General features: G+C 54.1%; 12 protein-coding genes and 1 other RNA gene. 10 read left to right on the top strand and 3 right to left on the bottom strand.

Annotation, left to right across the window (positions count from 1 at the left end; translation table 11 throughout):
• Nucleotides 1–187 precede the first annotated feature (187 nt).
• On the bottom strand, nucleotides 188–2194 hold the full coding sequence (locus tag P272_RS0102290; RefSeq protein ID WP_044097651.1) for a glycoside hydrolase family 20 zincin-like fold domain-containing protein: 2007 nt from the start codon (nucleotides 2192–2194) through the stop codon (nucleotides 188–190).
• 423 nt (nucleotides 2195–2617) lie between these two features.
• Between P272_RS0102290 and P272_RS0102285 the strand changes: the two genes are divergently transcribed.
• Together P272_RS0102285 and P272_RS0102280 are read left to right on the top strand one after the other, a co-directional pair.
• Nucleotides 2618–3895: an ROK family transcriptional regulator gene (locus tag P272_RS0102285; RefSeq protein ID WP_029677954.1), complete on the top strand. Its 1278-nt coding sequence runs from the start codon at nucleotides 2618–2620 to the stop codon at nucleotides 3893–3895.
• A complete protein-coding gene (locus tag P272_RS0102280; RefSeq protein ID WP_029677953.1) occupies nucleotides 3885–4784 on the top strand; it encodes a carbohydrate kinase family protein in 900 nt (299 codons plus the stop codon). Before P272_RS0102285 ends, P272_RS0102280 begins: the two co-directional genes overlap by 11 nt.
• 92 nt (nucleotides 4785–4876) lie before the next feature.
• Here the strand turns inward: P272_RS0102280 and P272_RS0102275 are convergent, their stop codons facing one another.
• Nucleotides 4877–6352: a DASS family sodium-coupled anion symporter gene (locus tag P272_RS0102275; protein WP_029677952.1), complete on the bottom strand. Its 1476-nt coding sequence runs from the start codon at nucleotides 6350–6352 to the stop codon at nucleotides 4877–4879.
• Between the two features lie 301 nt (nucleotides 6353–6653).
• On the opposite strand from P272_RS0102275, the gene P272_RS0102270 reads away from it, so the two are divergent.
• The 4 genes from P272_RS0102270 (at nucleotide 6654) to P272_RS0102260 (ending at nucleotide 10911) form a co-directional block, all read left to right on the top strand.
• Nucleotides 6654–8276: an NAD-dependent malic enzyme gene (locus tag P272_RS0102270; RefSeq protein WP_029677951.1), complete on the top strand. Its 1623-nt coding sequence runs from the start codon at nucleotides 6654–6656 to the stop codon at nucleotides 8274–8276.
• A 230-nt stretch (nucleotides 8277–8506) separates the two neighbouring features.
• Nucleotides 8507–9451 carry a LysR family transcriptional regulator gene (locus tag P272_RS0102265; RefSeq protein ID WP_029677950.1) on the top strand — a complete coding sequence of 315 codons (945 nt, stop codon included), beginning with the start codon at nucleotides 8507–8509 and terminating at the stop codon, nucleotides 9449–9451.
• A gap of 112 nt (nucleotides 9452–9563) precedes the next feature.
• Nucleotides 9564–9962, top strand: a transfer-messenger RNA (tmRNA) gene (gene ssrA, locus P272_RS09050).
• 583 nt (nucleotides 9963–10545) lie between these two features.
• Nucleotides 10546–10911, top strand: coding sequence for a hypothetical protein (locus P272_RS0102260; RefSeq protein WP_029677949.1), 366 nt, complete (start codon nucleotides 10546–10548; stop codon nucleotides 10909–10911).
• A 1909-nt stretch (nucleotides 10912–12820) separates the two neighbouring features.
• Here the strand turns inward: P272_RS0102260 and P272_RS0102255 are convergent.
• The gene (locus P272_RS0102255; protein WP_172636690.1) at nucleotides 12821–13786 is read right to left on the bottom strand and encodes a sugar-binding transcriptional regulator; all 966 of its coding nucleotides are present in this window, start codon (nucleotides 13784–13786) and stop codon (nucleotides 12821–12823) included.
• A 126-nt stretch (nucleotides 13787–13912) separates the two neighbouring features.
• Between P272_RS0102255 and P272_RS0102250 the strand changes: the two genes are divergently transcribed.
• Genes P272_RS0102250 through P272_RS0102235 form a run of 4 tightly spaced genes read left to right on the top strand, consistent with a single transcriptional unit; the run spans nucleotide 13913 to nucleotide 18232 of the window.
• Entirely contained in the window at nucleotides 13913–15280 is a 1368-nt protein-coding gene (locus P272_RS0102250; protein WP_044097650.1) for an MFS transporter, read from the top strand.
• Nucleotides 15281–15325: 45 nt separating this feature from the next.
• Nucleotides 15326–16726: a four-carbon acid sugar kinase family protein gene (locus P272_RS0102245; RefSeq protein ID WP_081709004.1), complete on the top strand. Its 1401-nt coding sequence runs from the start codon at nucleotides 15326–15328 to the stop codon at nucleotides 16724–16726.
• 1 nt (nucleotide 16727) lies between these two features.
• The gene (gene pdxA / locus P272_RS0102240; protein WP_029677945.1) at nucleotides 16728–17780 is read left to right on the top strand and encodes a 4-hydroxythreonine-4-phosphate dehydrogenase PdxA; all 1053 of its coding nucleotides are present in this window, start codon (nucleotides 16728–16730) and stop codon (nucleotides 17778–17780) included.
• A gap of 2 nt (nucleotides 17781–17782) precedes the next feature.
• The gene (locus P272_RS0102235) at nucleotides 17783–18232 is read left to right on the top strand and encodes an RpiB/LacA/LacB family sugar-phosphate isomerase (RefSeq protein WP_029677944.1); all 450 of its coding nucleotides are present in this window, start codon (nucleotides 17783–17785) and stop codon (nucleotides 18230–18232) included.
• Nucleotides 18233–18293: the final 61 nt, after the last annotated feature.

The raw sequence follows: 18293 nt of genomic DNA, 5'->3' as shown, positions 1-18293 counted from the left end.
TAAGAAACCAGCCAAGGCTTGAAACCGACAGGCAGGGCTTGGGTAATTTGCCTGGTTCGAGATTTATGCGATCCTAAGACTCAGTCAGCGCAAGGAACGCTCAAAATGCCGCAGAGCGATGTTCTGCTTATCAATGGTCATCCTTGCGCTCTCCCGACCTTTCGACATGACCCCGCAATCGATCCGATCAGGAGTTCGTCCCCTTCCGAAGAATGTCAGCGAAGCCCCAAATTACAGAGGCGATCCGTCCCAACTCCGATTCGCGACTGACCTGACGCCAAACCGTGGCGTAAGACTCGAACCAGATCTCCAAAGCATCGGCCAGGCCCCGGTCGGCGCTGGCATCCTGGGCTCCAGGCAGAACGCCATGGCAAACAGCCAAACTACGACCCAATGCGTTGAAGAGGCGTTGGCCATGGACAGCCACCAACTGCGCCTGCAAAGTTCTGCGCGCATCAGCCCGGCCTTCGGTGGCCGCCCTGCCCATGCGTGCAGCCGCGTCTACCAGCAGAGCGTCACGCTGATCCACCTGCTCCAGACGAATGCGCAAAGCCATAAGCAGGCTCCGGCGAGCTTCATCGACATCTGCAGACGGATTCAGCTCAGGCACGCCTGCGCCTGGCAATGTAGATGCCACATCCTGGTTGAGGCCCCCATGGCCGTCATCAAGCTCCCAGTAGCGCACCATGTCGTCCCAGCCGAAGACCGCACTGGAGCCTGCCTGAATCAGCGCCGGCAGATAGTCCCCTGTCGCATCCCCATAGATCAGCAGGCCCATATCCCTATCCACCCGGTCTCGATCATCGTCATTGGGATTCCAGAAGCGCTGGGCGGCGTAGGCCATACCGGGCAAACTCATGCGCGGATCGTTGATGTGCCCGTAATCGCCCCAGTCGGTGACCATGGCCCCAACGGCACCGTACTGAATCCCGTATCGACTCAGACGGCTGATGTTATTCCATGCATTGTCGATTCCAGGCAGAAGATGATTCCAGTCGTGAACGGCCGAGCAGACTATCTGCCGGGCCCCTGTCGAGGCTACAAGAGCAACCTTGTCCGGCCCTACTTGTGGGTCGTAGAGCCAGTTGAGCAGCGTGCAGTCTTTGGGCAGCCTGTCCAGGACCTTGGGCATGGACACAGCGACGTCGCCCCAGAACATGGGATGGCGGCCTTGTGCATGCAGGTGATCACACAGGCTGATCAGATAGTCGGCATACATATCAGCAGGATCCTTGCTGGAACCGTCCTGCCGCGAGCGCCCCTTGCCCAGATCAAAAGTCTCGTCTCCTCCGATATTGAAATTCCGCGTACGCATAAGCGGCGCATAGGCGTCAATCAGCCCTGTAGAGAATGCGAGAGCCTTTGGGTGGTTGACATTGATGGTGTGATGCTCCTGACGCTCTATAAAAGAGTAAGTCCGGTCCGCCTGCTCAGGGAACTCGCCCAAATCCCTGAATCCGCGAGTACGAAGGCTGGTGTAATGGTGGCCGAAGGTGGAAATCGAAGGCACCAACTCGATGCCCAGGCGGGCGCAATAGTCATCAAAGTCGGTGATCTGCCCAGGCTCCAGGGGGCTTGTGCCCCTCCAAGCCTCGCTCATGCCCGGGAAAGCCATGGTGTGCTCGATGTAGAGCTGCAACTGATTGAACTTATACAGGGCCAATATGTCCGCCCAGTGCCGCAGCCAGTCCATGGTGGGCACCCGACCGCGGGTCACATCCAGACTGTAGATACGCGTTGGATAGGCGGGGCGGTCCTGGATGTGCAGGGCCGGGAGCACCGGACCGCATTGCATGATGATCTGGCGAAGGGTCTGCACCCCCCACCGCAGTCCCTGACCATCGCCTCCGCGGATATCCACAATCGTGCGATGGTCCCCCTGATCAGCGATATGCAGAAGATACTCTTGGGGACCAAGTTCCTGGTCCAGATCCAGACTGATCGCGCCCTTCCACGCCTGCCCTCGTGAATGATCCCAGACCATCCCCGTAGCCTGCTTAATTGTATCTGTCAACTGGTCGCTCAGGACGGAACCCAGCTTTTGGTCAACCGCCGCACCGCAGACAATTCTGCCCGCAACCGGCAACAGTAGCTGACCCCGATCCCTTTGCAAGTGAAGCGGCCGGGGAATTAGGGCCAATGATCGTTCCTTAGGCGGATCGGCGACGGCGTCGATGCCATTATCAAGACTCATGTTCAAGACCTTTCTCGAAACAGGCTGATACAGCTGACGACTCCATCACCGGCATGCTCCAGCCATGGCCACCGATGGCCACCCAACAATCTACCCATACGCCGGGGACGAGAAGCAATTCCGGCCTCCAGGACGCGCGGGCATCGGCGGAGCCAAATATCCAGCGCATAAGCGGCATTCACACAGGACCGAGATCACACAAGAACCTGCGATCCATCGCATTGGTGAAGGAGTAGAGGCTGGAGAACTTCCTGGCTGGCAATGACACACTCGTCGAAGGAATTGCCTCTGTCGAGAAGCCTTGAACAGGTTGAAACAGGTTGGTACATGTTGCGTAAGGTTAATAAACGATGTTAATATATAAACGTTGTTCATAAAGTACGCGAGGTTCGCGTGACTGCACCACTCAAGGAGGAGGTCGACATGCACGGCAGTCCATACGCCAGCACCCCGAAGGCCCTCTCCGAGCTCAACCAGTCACGCATCGTCCAGTATCTGCACCAGCACGGCACCAGTTCGCGGGCACAGATGGCCAGGGACCTTAACCTGACGCCGGCTGCGGTGGGCAAGCTGGTAGGTCGTCTGATTGGCCTGGGTCTGATCAGCGAGACCGGCAACCTGGGCTCAGAGGGCGGCCGCCGATCCATCGGTCTGGCCCTGAACGCCGACCGCTACCAGGTAATAGGAGTCAAGTTCGCCCGCAGCCTGGTCAGCATCGGACTGTTCGACATCAGCGGCCGTCTGCTGGACTCGGAGGATCTTCCCCCTGTCAACCCCGATGATATCCCCGGCGTAGTAGCTGAGGTCAAAACGCGAGTGGAAAGACGACTGGAGGCGAATTCCGCCATCGTGGCCGTGGGCATGGCCGTGCCGGGCCCCTACCTGCGCGAGACCGGCCGGATCGCCCTGGTTACCAGCATGCCCGGCTGGCGTGGTGTGGACTTTATCCACGAATTCGGCCAGGCCTTCCGTGTCCCCACCTTCATCGAGCAGGACGCCCGAGCCGGCGCGCTCGCCCAGAGTCTGTTCGACCCCCGCGTGAGCGCATCCAGCATGGCCTACTTCCTGGTAGGTGAAGGCGTTGGACTGGGAGTCATCGACAGGGGCTCCCTGGTGGACGGCAACCAGGGAGCAGCCACCGAGATCGGCCACGTCAGCATCGATCTGAACGGCCTGTCATGTGAGTGTGGCAACCGCGGCTGCCTGGAATGCTATTGTTCGGCGGTAGCCATCCACCGCCACATGTGCCAGCCGGATATACGGAATCACTTCCCTGGAATCGAGGCCATGACCCACGCCAAGGCCTGCACTAGCCTGTTCAAACAGGCCCGCTCGGGTCAGCAAGTCGCCCAGACCCTGGTGAATCAGATAGCCGACTACGTGGGCTATGGTTGTGTGACCATCGTCAACGCCTACAACCCTGCACAAATCGTCATCGGAGACATGGTGGCCGCCGCCGGTACCCAACTGCTGGAACGAGTTCGGGCCATAGTATCCCAGCGTGCCCTCCCTGGCCTGCGCGAGCACACGCAGATCCTGCTCTCCAACCTACCTGCCGATGCCACGTTGACCGGGGCCGCCGCGGTGGCTGCCAGCCAATTTTTGGAACATCCGGCCAGCATGGGACGCACAGCTGTGAAATCAACAAGCACCAGGCGGACGCATCGTCCGTCATCAGGAAAGGAACACCATGACCAGTAAACCCGTGGTCCTCAGCATCGGCGAGATTCTCTGGGATGTCCTGCCCACAGGCAAGCGGGCCGGTGGCGCGCCGGTCAACTTCAGCTATCACGCCGCAAAGAACGGGGCGGAAGGCTACGCCATCAGCGCAGTGGGCCGGGACGACCTGGGCCGCGAGCTTGAGGATGCGGTTCACAAGGCCGGCGTCGATGCGGTTCTGCAGCACAACGACCACCCCACCAGCACTGTCGAGGTCCAGCTGACCGAGGGCATCCCCCAGTACGTCTTCAAGCCCGATGTGGCCTGGGATCATCTGGAATACACGGATGACCTGGCCGGGCTGGCCAGCAAGGCCGATGCGGTCTGCTATGGCACGCTGAGCATGCGCAGCAGCCAGTCACGCGAGACATGTCTGCAGGTCCTGCGTCACACCAAGAGCCATGCCATGCGCTTCTTCGACATCAACCTGCGCGGCACCTTCTACAGCAAGGATCTGATCCAGGAGCTGCTGGACATGGCTACGGTCTTCAAGCTCAACGACGAGGAGCTGGTCACTCTGCGTGACATGTTCCACGTTCCCGGAGCCACGGACGACGAGCTCTGCCACTGGTTCATGGACCAGTGGCACCTGGACACCATCGTGCTGACCGCCGGCAGCGACTACAGCACGATCTACCTGGCGGACGGCCAGTCCTCCCACCTGCCAACGCCTGAAATCACTGTGGCCGACACGGTCGGGGCCGGTGATGCCTTCTCCGGCACCTTTGCCATCAACCGCCTGCTGGGAGCCTCCCTGACCCAGGCCCACCGAGCCGCCGTCAACACCGCCGCATTCGTCTGCACCCAGCAGGGCGCCTGGCCCGAATATCCCGAGCATATCCCCGACTATCTGGGCCAGCAGGGTCAGTGATCCCTCGCTTTTAAACATGATTTGGTCCCGCCCGATCGAGCTGTCAATAGCCGACTGGACGGGACCAAACATATATCTACGGAATCCGGAATTTACCAGATGCCGATGAGCCGCCACCAGCCCAGACCCACGGTCAGGAAGATGGCCACGGTCACCAGCCCGCAGATCAAGCCAATCCGCAGGAACTCAGAGGTCTTGACGTATCCGGCACCGTAAATCAAAGCCGCCGGTCCGGAGGCGTAATGGGTCATGGCGCCAATCAGACCGCTGGCGCATCCCAGCATCAGCGCTGCAGGCATGGCAGGGACCCCGGCGGCCACGGCCACGCTGACGAAGAGCGTGTAGATAGCCGCCACCTGGGCCAGCTCGGAAGCGAACATGTAGTGGATGAGGAAGTAGAAGACCGTCAGAATGACCAGGACCAGCACCCAGGGCAGGCCCTTGACCAGTCCGGCGATGATCTCCCCCGCCCAGGTGGTGACACCCAGGGTGTTCAGCGGTTCCGCCATGCCTACCAGGACACCGAAGAAGATCAACGTTGACCAGGCGGACTTGTTAGCAACCATATCCTGCCAGGTGATGATCTTGGTGCACAACAGCACGGCCACGCCCAGGAAGGCCACGGTGGTGGAGTTGATATGGATCACCGAACCGGTCGCCCACAGGACCAGCATGACCAGGAAGGTCACGGTCATAATCCACTCGTGCATGCTCAGCGGACCCATTCCCTTGAGCTCGTCCTTGGCATCCTCCTGAGCCTGAGGAACGTTCTTCAGAGTTGGCGGGAAGATGCGGTAGATCAGGGCGGGGATGATGATCAGGCAGATCAGGCCGGGCACGATCCCGGCCAGGGCCCAGGTGCCCCACCCGATGTCCACATGGAACTTCTGGGCCAGCTGTCCGACGACCGGGCCGGCCGCCATGGCCGTCAGGAACATAGCCGAAGTGATGGCGTTGACGTTGTTGGCCGTGATCGCCAGGTAGGCACCGATGCGCCGCCGGGATTCGTCAGTGTCAGGCTTTGAACCCTGCACGTCGCTGATGGAGGTGATGATCGGAAATAGAATGCCACCCAGACGAGCCGTGTTTGACGGGGTGGCAGGAGCCAGGACCAGGTCGGCAGCCGAGAGCCCATATGCTGTGCCCAGGCTGGACTTGCCCAATCGAGACAGAAAGACCAGGGCAATCCTGCGGCCCAGTCCGGTGGAGACAAAGCCCTGGGCGATGAAGAAGGCCGCCACGATTAGCCAGATGGAGGCGCTACCCAGTCCGTTGAAAGCCGCCTTCTTGGGATCCAAGGCCCCGGTCAGCATCCCCACGGTCATGCCGATGATAGCCACCGCTGAGGTGGGCAGGGGCTGCAGGATCAGCCCAAGGATGGTGCCCACGAAGACTCCCAGCATGTGCATGCCCTGAGCGGTCAGCCCCTTGGGAGGCGGAATCAGGAAGATGACCAGCCCTACCGCTACGCAGATTAGAGCCTTGACCAGTTGGCCCGTATTGAAAGGCTGGCTGGCCCGTGCCTGAGGGTCTCCCCCGCCCCCGCCTGTTCGTACTGTTTCACCCATCTTTGCTCCTTCGCTCATGGTCCGGCGTATGACCGCCTGAAAACCGCCGACCTCTTCGTCGGCTTGCTCATGTGGACTTATGCTATGCGGCAGGCGACAAGGGCGACAAATAAGCGCTGCCTATATGTAGGACGTAATAACCGGCAGCCATTGATGACCTCAAAGACCCATCAAAGACTGAAATGAGCCTATTGACGGCATATAGACGATGCTTATTTGCCGGTCCGTCAGGAGCTTTTCTAGTCTGATTGCAGAGGTCCGGCAACGCGGCCGGCCCCAATCGTGAAGGACAAGTGAGACCATGACAGGATTCGATACCATCAACGATTCCTATGCCAACCGGGGACTGGGATTCGACTACAAGCAACGACGCCAATTGAAGCTGGACGGGCTGCTGCCTGCCGCTGTGCAGGATGACGAACAACGCGAGCGCATCGTTTACCGCCGCTTCCTGGCCCAGCCCACCGATCTGGACAAGCGGCTCTACCTGATGAGCATCTGCCGCACCGACCGTCGGCTCTTCTACAGGAGTATGGACAAGCACCTGACTGAGTACATGCCCATCGTCTATGCCCCCACCGTGGCACAATCCATCCAACGCTACGACGAATTCTATTCAGGCAGCGACGTGGCCTACATCTCCATCGATCATCCCGAGGGGATCGGCGATGCCCTGGACCAGTACGCCGGTGATCGGGCCATTGACCTGGTGGTCTGCACCGACGCAGAAGGCATTCTCGGCATCGGCGACTGGGGCGCCCAAGGTGCTGAGATTCTGACGGGCAAGCTGGCGGTGTACACCGCCGCTGCCAACATCGATCCTTCGCGCGTCCTGCCGGTGATGGTGGATGTCGGCACCAACCGTCAGGCCCTTCTGGACAATCCAGACTACGTGGGCAACCACTTCGCCAGGGTCAGAGGGCAACGCTACGACGACTTCATCGATGACTTCGTCCAGCAGGTCCTGCAGCGATACCCCGAAGCTCTGATCCACTGGGAGGACTTCGGCAGGCCCGAGGCGGCGCCTGTCCTCAAGCGTTACCAGGACCGCATCCTGACCCTGAACGACGACATCCAGGGCACCGGCGTGACCGTCCTAGCCGCACTGATCGCCGCCAGGAAAATCGCCGGAGCCGACCCCAAGGACACCAGGATCATGGTCTTCGGCGCAGGGACAGCTGGTGTGGGTATCGCCGACCAGATCGTGGACGACCTGATCATCCGCCAGGGCATGGATCCCGAGACCGCACGCAGTAGGATCCTGCTCTTCGACCGTGAGGGGCTGATCGAGCAGGGTCAGGATGATCTGACCGAGGGTCAGACCCGTTACGCCCGCAAGCCGGATGAGTTCGCCTCAGTCACCGACAAGACCTCGCTGGCACAGGTTGTCGACGCCTTCCAACCCACAGTGCTTATCGGCACCTCGACCAAGGCCGGAGCCTTCAACCAGGATGTTGTCGAGGCCATGGCCAAGCATGTGGAGCGGCCGCTGATCTGCCCCATTTCCAACCCCACGGAACTGGCCGAGGCCAAGGCTGCCGACGTGATTGCCTGGACCCACGGCCGCGGCTTCGTCATCACCGGCACCCCCTCAAAGCCTGTTGACTACCAGGGAGTCACCTATTCCATCGGGCAGGGCAACAATGCACTCATGTATCCCGGCATCTGCTTCGGGGCCATCGTCGCCAAGGCACGGCTGGTCACCAAGGGGATGCTGTTGGCCGCAGCCTACGCCATCTCCGACATGATTGACGTGGACAAGCCCGGAACCGCCGTGCTGCCGCCGGTGGCCGATCTCAAAGAGATCTCGCGTCGGGTGGCCACTGCTGTGGCTGCACAGGCAGTCCAAGAGGGTCTGAACCGGGAACCGATTGAGGATGTGGACGCCGCTGTAGCCAAGGCCCAGTGGCACTACGACGCCTGAGCAGAACCGGCACTTTCGCTGCTTGCGACATTGACATTGGGGCCGGCCGTCACGATTGATCACCGATAATCGTGACGGCCGGCCCCAATCATGAGTCAGGCCCTGTCAATATTCTCAAGGGTCAATCTTCTCAAGTTCAGCTATCGATGATAGTCTGATGGTAAGTAGTCTTTCGCCAAAGTTGACAGATAAGCAATAATAATCTGAGCACCAATCAAGGGAAGCGGCTCATGACCTATATGGATAATGTCCGCGACCTCGAGCTGCTTACCATGCTGGCCCGGTACGGCAGTTTCACCGATGTCGCGTTGGAGGCAAGCATCTCCCAGCCTGCGGTCTCGCAGGCCATCAGAAGACTGGAAAAGCGTCTGGGAACCAGGCTGGTCCAGAGGCAGCGCTTCGGCGCAGGTGAAGGCACACAGCTCACCCAGGCTGGAAGAACAGTCGTGGACCATGTCGGCCAGGCTCTGGACCTGATCAACTCCCTGCCCGAGGCCTTGGCTGCGAGGACCGGGATTCGACAGCGTACCATCGGCCTGCCGCCCATCATCTCATCGCTGCTAAGCTCCGGAAAAGAGCAACAAGAGCAGTGTGACCCAGACAAGAACACAACAGTAGAAACCATAGGATCCCAAAAGCTGCTGAGCCAGATAGAGGCCCACCGCGTGGACTATGGGGCCGTGGCCAGTGTCAACGAGTCTTTGAGTGTGGATGGCGTTGAAACGACCAAGCTGGCATCCTTCCCCTTCGGCATGGTCTGCACCCAGTCCATGGTCGAACGATTGGGCACGGCGGGAATGACCAGTCTGCGCCCCGAGGATCTGTCCATGCTTCCCGGGGACGTCCCCTTCGTCACCCTCAACCGCGATTTCGTCCATGCCCAGGCCACCCAACGGCTGATCCACCTGTCTGAACCGGTCAGCCACCTGATTGAAGTCTCCGACGTGGAAACCTTGAAATTACTGACCACATCAGGCCTGGTCTGCAGCCTGATCACCTCGGCCGGCGTACACCCCGGCGATGGTCTGCGCTTCATCCCCTTTGCCGGCGATGACATGCCGCGTTTCAACATCTTCCTCTTCAACGACACCAAGCGGGAGGCCTTCCACGATGATGTGGAGGAGGTGCATGCCTTCAGTGACAATGCCACCAGCCGACTGGGTTCTGTGGCTTGACCAAATGCAAGTCATTGCCCAGGGAGAAGCGGGAATATCCGCAGGGTCCATCTGTTGTATACTGACGAGGCTGGTCCGAAATGGCACCAGCGGAGCTTGATAATTCAAGATTGGGGCTGATCGGTTTCGACGGTGACCTGTTCGTCGCAGGGAAGCGTGCCGAGAACGCGGGGGTCCGCTCGTAAATGTCCTCCCGCAAACAACAAGTGCTAAATCTAACCGCACTGAGTTCGCTCTCGCTGCCTGAGCTTCGCGCCAGGATTAACCAGTGAGCAGCTGCTCCGTTCACTCCCCTTCGCCTTCGGGGGGATGCTGAGCGTCATTAAGAAGACTTGCCTGGACTGCCGCGCCACAGGGCGGTTCGGGGACTTTTACTGCGGCTATGCCCGCCACCGGTTGTCTGCGACACAGGTGGGGGCAGACAGATAGCCACAAAGGCCAGCAGACTACGCACGTAGAAGACTGAGGGTGCGGTCACCGGACCGGGGTTCAATTCCCCGCAGCTCCACAAATCTTAAAGCGTCATTCCTGTTTTAGGGTGGCGCTTTTTTCTTCCACACTTCTCAGACTTTCTAAAGTTCGGGATCAAAATATTCGTTTTTTTAATTAAGGCTGTAGCAATGTACGGATTTGCAATCGGGTATCCGATTAAAAAAAAAACATCTAACAGGGAAAACGCCTCAATAAATCCTCGATCATCGTCGAATGTAGTAAACCCACCCCTTAAGTAATCAGGGCTTTTGCACAACTTCGGAGAGATCGTTCTAACACCGATCTAGGCCACCTATCGCCCGTTAAAAATCCAATTCATCCTGAAAACGACGCGGGGGCATGTCTCATGCGTGACTGATGACGTACAGGAGTTACCGAGTAGAATTTCTCGTAACCCGTCAATAACTGAGCAAATTCATCCCAAATGACACTGGGTAAAGACAATTTATCATAGTTTCGACATCGTTTATTTGAAAACGACGCAGCGATAAAACATGTGCCTAACATATAATAGTAGAAAGATTGAAGGGTCTGCGTTTATACAGCTTAGCTCCGTGCCCTTCAAACTGTGAATCAAACAACTGAAAAACAAGGAGAATATTATGGTCTGGGATTGGAATGCCATATCAGCAGTCTCAACATTTCTTGCAGCCGTGGTGGCTCTTTTCCTTGGGTTGATGAGTCAACGGCAGTCACGAAGTCAGCTGCTTCACGACGAATCCGAACAAGCACTCGAGTGCGCAAGAATGGAATTGTATCTTGCACGTCGATTCATGGATACCGATAATGAGGATAAAAGAATGGAACTGATAAATCTTCTTAATTCTTATGAAATGAAATTGACTACTCTTGGTTACGAATTACATATAGAAGTAGATACACTGGTGAATAAAGACTTAGATACCTTGCATGAACAAGTATCTAAATGCAAGGAAGAAATTAAAAAGAATTTTAAAAAACAAAGATAACTACTTTCGTTATGCCCACCAAATGGCTATTCGAATAGACTATGAGTCTAAAACGATTGAGTTGGCTATCTTATGATTATTTTGCATTTACTGTACCCATAGCACCAAGTCGTTGTGGTTATCTATTATGACTGATCAATGTCTTCAAAATGCCACTGAAATGATTGTCTGACTATACAAGGTTCTGCACTACCCCATTTAAGACCAAGCCTCGATTTTGAGCAAGACAATATCAGTGAGCATGAAGCCGTAAAGCTACGTAAAAATACCCAGCAATATACTAAAAAAGGAAATTGATTGAACCTTCTGGAAGGTTAACTATTTTAAGAAGGATTTTGTTACATTGTGCCTTAACAATAATATCTAGTCAATCTGATTTGGAGCATCAAAACAATTTTTTAGACCCATAATCTGAAGCTTTGATGCTTTAAGTCTCTTTTCCCTTTATCACCCATCTTTTCAATACGCTCTTTGTAGACCTTGCCTGCTTTAGATAAAACAAAGCATAAATGCAGAACATCTATTTTCAATAGTTTTAGTCTTATTGCTTTCTCGCAACTTTGTTATACAGCCGGGTCTTCTATTGAATGCTTGTGAATCACTAAAGAAAAGTGAAGATTTGGCGCACAGACATCCGCTTCTCCAGAATGGAGGAAGCTACAACGTAGCCGATAACACAAGTAACCATTTAACGTCGGAAACTTGGGCCCGAAGGCCTCAACTGGATGCCTCAAACCTTTGTAATCTTACACAAATGAGTCAAACAATTTTATGTATCGCTTCCCATTACTGCCGTGACCAAGCGCATAGAGTCATATTCGATGACACATAAATGTCTAGCACGGTTAGCGACAAAGCAAGATCTGCCAAATAACATCTTTTGCGAATTGCTTCTTCGACTGACAAACAGATATCACTCGTGTAGACATTTGTAATCATTGATTCCATCAATCAATATAAGGATAGAAGAAAATTCAAAGAGATTGGAACGCTTGAATAGTAACGGTTCTACACTTTTAGGTTTAAAAGTGTAGAACAGACTACGAGCCCGCTTATGTCGAATATCAAAACACACTTTTCCCAGGTAACTTAAATTAAAATGCAATGAAATCCTCATCAAATTCATGAGGATATAAGTACTTTTAAGCTTTTTGACCCGCTTTTACGAGGAACCGTCATGTGCCAAACGATACTGCAAACTAATTGATTCGTTGCTTCAGTTCAAGTAAATGCCTCAAACAGTATTCACCGTGCAACCGAATAGATCACCAAGCCAACGCAGGTTGGAATTGAAGAGTGTGAGAGTATCAAAAAATTAGCTTCAGCATTTGCGCATTGCATGACATTCTATAGGCATTCCACACCAGACACATCTCTTCTTCGCCGCATACAGGATATTTTTATCCCGATGATTCGAGTTTCATATTGGTAATACATAAAACACAAAACACTAAATATAGTGTTTTTTCTCTTTAAAGACCCTATATTTAGTATATTGATGGTGTAAGATAAAGAGTGAATCAGGGAGATGGCACACAAGCCGTCGACCTGCAGATCAAATTCTGGAAGGAGGCGAAATGACTAAGCAAACACATATACGAATCCAGCCCCAAGATGCTGGGACTGGAAGGTATGTAACCATACCCTATGCCGAAAGGCACCCGAAAACTACCGTTTGGATTACACCCAAACGCACCAGGCACTAATCCGTCGATCTACTGATCATAGGCTCGTACTCCTTGCCCGAGTACGAGCCTATTTCATTAGATAGATTCTATCATACATCATTTTCTTTGCCTTAAAACTGAGCCTATACGTCGTCTCCATGTCAAAGCAATATACGTGTCTGGACACACTACCCAATCATCGATGTTGCACATATCAAATATCCACTCCCCATTTGGATTAGTTATAACTCAAGCAGGGCCGCAGCGGTTTGGCGGTCGACCACCAGATGTGTTACAAATCCGGATCTGAGAGCGACATGCAGAGCTTGAGCTTTACTGGGGCTGGCTACAAGAAACAACCGCGTTGCCACACTCATCAGCTCGACGCGGTTCAATCCGGTCGATCTGCTGTTCAGGTCGATGTCACTGGTACTGCCATCGGCCCGGTAAAAAGTGGATGCAAGATTACCGATCACCTTTTGTTCATGCAGGACCTTGATGTCTTTACTGCTCAACAGTCCTGGCGTAAACAACGGGCTCGGGTCAGATCCGTTCGGTGTGCCGACAGAGGTAACCATCATATTCATGTGTTTCCGTAATTCAAGAATCTTACGTATGCTCGATTCCTGATACATGAGATTCCGGGTATTTTCAGAGTCGAAAATAGCAGGAAGCGGAAGAAGTCGCACTGACGCATCAAAGTTCTTGTGAAACCGCGAAAGAATCTGGGTTGCATAGTTCTCTCCGAAGGTCTGCGAGTTGCCGAACCCATGCAGCTGAAGTATTCGCATGCCGGGCAAATGACGCTGCTGCAATTGCAAGGACATAGCCTCTATGGTGCGGCCCCAGGCAACCCCGATTGTGGTGTTGGAATGAACAAGGATATTGAGCCAGATAGCTGCGCATTTTCCTACAGCCATTCTTTTCAATGTGTTGTCTGCATTGTCACTGGTATCGGCAACGACTACTCGGACATGGTATTTCTGGATGAGTCGGTTCTCCAACTCAAGTGCTGAATTCTTTGTTCTATGAACAACGAATTCAATGACATGCTCCCTTCTGGCCCTTGCAACGAGTCTGGAAACCGTTGAGCGTGAAATACCCAACTCCCGTGCCACCCGTTCTATCTTTAGCCCTTGAATCCAATACAGTTCCGCCACATCGGCAAGTCGGTCATGAGACTTATCAATATCAGCTTTATTCGTCATTTGTATCATCTTCGCTACAGCATTTTGACTTCTTTTCTCAAAAATACAGTATTAGGTTTCAAATCACAAGAACAGTTGATATAAATTTTCATGTTTTAACCGAACTCATATTGCAAGGAAGCATATATGGCATCTACACAGAAAGCGGCACAACCGCACCGTAGCGGTTATCGCTGGGTTGTCCTTTCGACAATCTTCGTAGGCTACGTTATTTGCATGGCAGATCGCTCCAATATCGGTGCCGTCCTGCCAATGATGAGAAGCGAATTCCAGATTTCAAACTTTGAGGCAGGAGCAGTATCCAGCCTCTTCTTCCTGGGATATGCTGTTTCGCAAATTCCCGCCGGCTTGGTCATGGGTAAGTTTGGCACTAGAAAAATCGTTTCCGTGGCGATTCTAGGTTTTTCGATCGTTACATTCCTCATGGGCCATGTGGGTGGAGCGTTGGCGCTTCTGGTCCTGCGCCTGTTCCTCGGACTGATTGAAGGACCCACGCCCGTTGGTATGACATCAACAATCAATTCATGGTTCCCTCTGAAAGAAAAGGGCATCGCGACAGGTGTCTACATCGGCTCTACCATGGTGGCCCCGATTCTTGTCCCAATAGTTTCCGTGTTCCTGGCACAGGCATTTGGCTGGAGATCCGTTTTTATTTGGTTCTCTGTCCCCGGATTCATCATGGCCTTGGTATTTTATCTGGTTGTCCGTTCTCACCCAAGAGAGAGCAGGCACGTCAATAAAGCTGAGCTTGAGTATATCGAAGGCGACAGGAACGGAGGCAAGGCCACAGCGGTCGATTTCGGCAATATGGGCTGGATCGACAAGGTTATCCGACTGCGCCAGGGCCGTCGTCTCCATCGTAATGGCGAAGTGCTCAAGTCCTGGAACATCTGGGGTGTTACGCTTGCCTACTTCTGCATGAACAATGTGCTCTATGGGATGATTACCTGGATTCCTGACTATTTGAAGAGCGCGCGAGGCTATGGAACCATTTCCATGGGCTGGATGTCGTCCACTCCGTACATCGGAGGTCTGATCGGCGCTATTCTTGGCGGCTTTGTCTCAGATCGTATTTTCCGCGGACGCAGGAAGCCTGCAATGCTGATTACGGCACTGATGACAGCAGTGATGATGGCAATTCTGCTGATCACGCCCAACAGCACCGCACTATTAGCAATCGTACTGATTCTTGCTGGTTTCTTCCTCAACATCGGTTGGTCCGGCTTTACGTCCTTTGCAATGAATATGACAACCGATTCCACCTATCCATTTGCCATTTCAATCATCAACAGCGGCGGCAATCTCGGTGGGTTCTTCGCTCCGCTGATCGTCGGTGCACTGCTCGATGCCACGCACAATTACACCGTGGCCTTCAGCTATTTCGTACTGATATTGGTCCTTGCTTTCTTCATTCTGCTCACATTAACCGAGTTCAAACCTGCTGTTGAGCCAAAAAAGGACGAGGCCGTCAAAGTGGAAGCAGCTGCCGAATGAGTTTTTTCGTCCCATCAGTACAGCTTTGAAAGCAGTAAAGGAGTAATGATGACCGAACTTGGCATTGTGGCCGACGACGTCACTGGTGGTACTACCGTGGGAGCACTGCTGGCACGAGAAGGAATAGAGCCGACATTGTGCTACGACGCGCGAACCATGGCGGATATCGTAAGCCCCGATGAAGACGTGATTATCACCAGCACTGATTCTCGTGCCATGAAGCCAGAGGAAGCATACAAAGCGGTTCGTGAAGCCACACAGAGTTTACTTTCACTCGGCGCCACACAGTTTTCCAAACGCATCGACACCACCATGCGTGGCAACATAGGTGCTGAAGTAGAAGGAATGCTGTCGGCCCTGAATGACGACTATGTCGCTCTGGTTGTGCCAGCGATGCCCCAATCGAAAAAAGTCATGATCGGCGGGTATTTGCTGATTGACTCTATTCCCCTGGCAATGACCGACGTCGCACATGATGTGCGCACACCTGTGGTGCTTTCTGACGTGCGCAATCTTGTGCAGTCTCAAATGAAGCAAAGGGTGGCTTATGTCCCTGTCGACGATATAGTGCTCGGCGCCCATACCATAGCAGCTCAACTGCTGCTGCAACGGGCGAGAGGCTGTAGGGTCTTTGTGATTGATGCCGCTACATTGCAGGAGATTCAGTGGATCGCCGATGCCGTCGTCGATTTGGGCTGGAAAGTGGTTGCGGTCGATCCGGGACCGTTTACCCTGGCATTGGCCATGAGGCACAGCTCCATTCGTCCGAGTCCTCGCCCTGATCGATCAGTACGTACCGAGGCCAGCGAATTCGACAAGGGCATCGTGCTTACCTGTGCCGGCAGCGCCACGAAGACCACTCGTATGCAGATGATGCGTTTGGCTGCGGAACCCGGCACAGCGGTTCTTTCAGTCGATCCCATGAAGCTGATTTCGAATAAGCCTTCAGTATGCAGCGAGGAGATGCAACGGGTCAAAGAACGAGCCATACAAATACTGTCGTCAAGCTCCCATCAGCCGAGGGTGGTACTTCTGTCTGTTGACAACGCCTTGGAAGATAAGCTCCCTGCCAAACCTGACGAATTGACCAAAATTAGCGGCTTTCCTGCCGAAGAAGCCTCGAATCTGATAACGGAAAAATTCAGTGAAGTCGCCCGTACGGTGGCCAATATAGTTACTCCCGAACGTTGCGCCGGCTTTTATTTGACGGGCGGCGACACCACAGTGGGTTTCTGCAAGGCCATCGAGGCGCAGGGACTGCACATGGTCGATTACCTCATCCCTCAAGTAGATCAATCAGTTATTGTCGGCGGACCCTTCTCGGGCACGCCAGTCATATGCAAAGGAGGATTGACCGGCGTAGAAGAGACCTCCCTTCAGGTCGTCAACCGCCTTTTCGATGAACAGCATGTCCAAATAAACCAATCAGAGAAAGCAACTATTTGATATGAGCGAAGAATTGCAAAAGCCAGTCATGGCCATAACCCTTGGCGATCCAGCCGGAATCGGTCCTGAAACTGTAGTGCAGACCATGAAGTCCGCGATGATTTACGACATATGCAAACCATTCGTCATCGGGCATCGCGACAGCTTTGAGCAGGCTATGAAAGTATGCAATGTAGATGCTCTGAAGATCCACATGATTAGTGACCCCAGCGAAGCATATTACCGCTATGGCACAGTCGATCTGCTGCAGACCGATGTGGCGAATGACGCAAAGATTGAATATGGCTACCCTCAGCGTGATGCGGCTCTTCGCGCTTACTCATACATCACCAAGTCCATCGATCTAGGAATGGCCGGCAAGATCGATGCAGTCTCCACTGCAGCAATCAATAAGGCCGCGCTGAAAATGGCGGACGTTCCTTATATTGGGCATACCGAGATCTATCAGGAGCTCACGCATTCGCCTTATGCCTTAACCATGTTCAACGTCCATAAGCTGCGTGTCTTTTTCGTCAGCCGTCATGTTTCCTTACGCAAAGCTTGCGATCTGGCCAACCATGATCGCATCCTCGAGTTTCTCAAGAATATCGACACAGAATTCAAGAAACTCGGATTCAAGCACCCGACCATCGGCGTCGCTGCCTTGAATCCCCACGTGGGCGAAGGCGGTATGTTCGGCACCGAAGAAATCACCGATATCCGCCCGGCTGTCGAAGATGCACAAAAGCTCGGAATCTGCGCAGAAGGCCCCCTTTCGGCTGATGCCATTTTCGCGCTGAATCTAGACGGTCACAATGACTGCATTCTCTCGATGTACCACGATCAGGGCCATATCGCCTGCAAAACTTTGGACTTCGAGCATGCAGTGACAATAACGCTGGGGCTGCCCTTCATGCGTAGTTCCGTAGATCATGGCACTGCCTTCGACATTGCCGGGAAAGGGACCGCTCAGGGGCGCAGCATGATTGAGGCAACTCGGGTCGCTGCAGTGTACGCCAAGATGCGCATGGATTACAAACGCTCACAGGAACAGAATTCAGGGAAAGAGGAGTAGATATGAAGCTGGCTTTCGGTTGTGATCCCAATGCCACTGAGCTCAAGCAGGCCTTGATAAAAGAGGCTGAGCGGCTCGGTCATGAAGTGGTCGATTTCCCTTCCGAAGATCCTATTTATGCCAACACCGCCATAGCGGTAGCGAAATCAGTAGCAGCCGGTGAAGAGGACCGCGGCATTCTGCTGTGCGGAACCGGCATAGGTGTGTCCATCGCTGCGAACAAGGTCCCCGGCGCTTATTGTGCATGCGTAACGGATATCTATCAGGCTCAACGAGCTGTGCTCAGCAATAATGCGAATCTCATTTCAATGGGAGCACAAGTAGTAGGAGTGGAGTCGGCCAAGATGTTTATGGACGAGTACCTGAGTCATACGTTTGACCCCAAATCGCGCAGCGCTCCTAAGGTCGACCGAATTAACGAATATGAACGAGGGACTCTTGGAACCTGCTAAGACGGCCGGTACAAGTGGATAGATACGTTCAGGCGCGCGGTAGGCAGCTCAAAAATGTCTC

The sequence above is a fragment of the Bifidobacterium sp. 7101 genome (assembly GCF_000499285.1).
GTDB lineage: Bacteria > Actinomycetota > Actinomycetes > Actinomycetales > Bifidobacteriaceae > Bombiscardovia > Bombiscardovia apis_A.
The sequence above is the reverse complement of the archived record's forward strand: the minus strand, read 5'-3'. Positions and strand labels throughout refer to the sequence as shown.

Bases quoted from the DNA above. Each gene is read 5' to 3' on its own strand.
- P272_RS0102290 (WP_044097651.1), bottom strand. From the start codon at position 2,194: ATGAGTCTTGATAATGGCATCGACGCCGTCGCCGATCCGCCTAAGGAA.
- P272_RS0102285 (WP_029677954.1), top strand. From the start codon at position 2,618: ATGCACGGCAGTCCATACGCCAGCACCCCGAAGGCCCTCTCCGAGCTC.
- P272_RS0102280 (WP_029677953.1), top strand. From the start codon at position 3,885: ATGACCAGTAAACCCGTGGTCCTCAGCATCGGCGAGATTCTCTGGGAT.
- P272_RS0102275 (WP_029677952.1), bottom strand. From the start codon at position 6,352: ATGGGTGAAACAGTACGAACAGGCGGGGGCGGGGGAGACCCTCAGGCA.
- P272_RS0102270 (WP_029677951.1), top strand. From the start codon at position 6,654: ATGACAGGATTCGATACCATCAACGATTCCTATGCCAACCGGGGACTG.
- P272_RS0102265 (WP_029677950.1), top strand. From the start codon at position 8,507: ATGACCTATATGGATAATGTCCGCGACCTCGAGCTGCTTACCATGCTG.
- P272_RS0102260 (WP_029677949.1), top strand. From the start codon at position 10,546: ATGGTCTGGGATTGGAATGCCATATCAGCAGTCTCAACATTTCTTGCA.
- P272_RS0102255 (WP_172636690.1), bottom strand. From the start codon at position 13,786: ATGACGAATAAAGCTGATATTGATAAGTCTCATGACCGACTTGCCGAT.
- P272_RS0102250 (WP_044097650.1), top strand. From the start codon at position 13,913: ATGGCATCTACACAGAAAGCGGCACAACCGCACCGTAGCGGTTATCGC.
- P272_RS0102245 (WP_081709004.1), top strand. From the start codon at position 15,326: ATGATGACCGAACTTGGCATTGTGGCCGACGACGTCACTGGTGGTACT.
- pdxA (WP_029677945.1), top strand. From the start codon at position 16,728: ATGAGCGAAGAATTGCAAAAGCCAGTCATGGCCATAACCCTTGGCGAT.
- P272_RS0102235 (WP_029677944.1), top strand. From the start codon at position 17,783: ATGAAGCTGGCTTTCGGTTGTGATCCCAATGCCACTGAGCTCAAGCAG.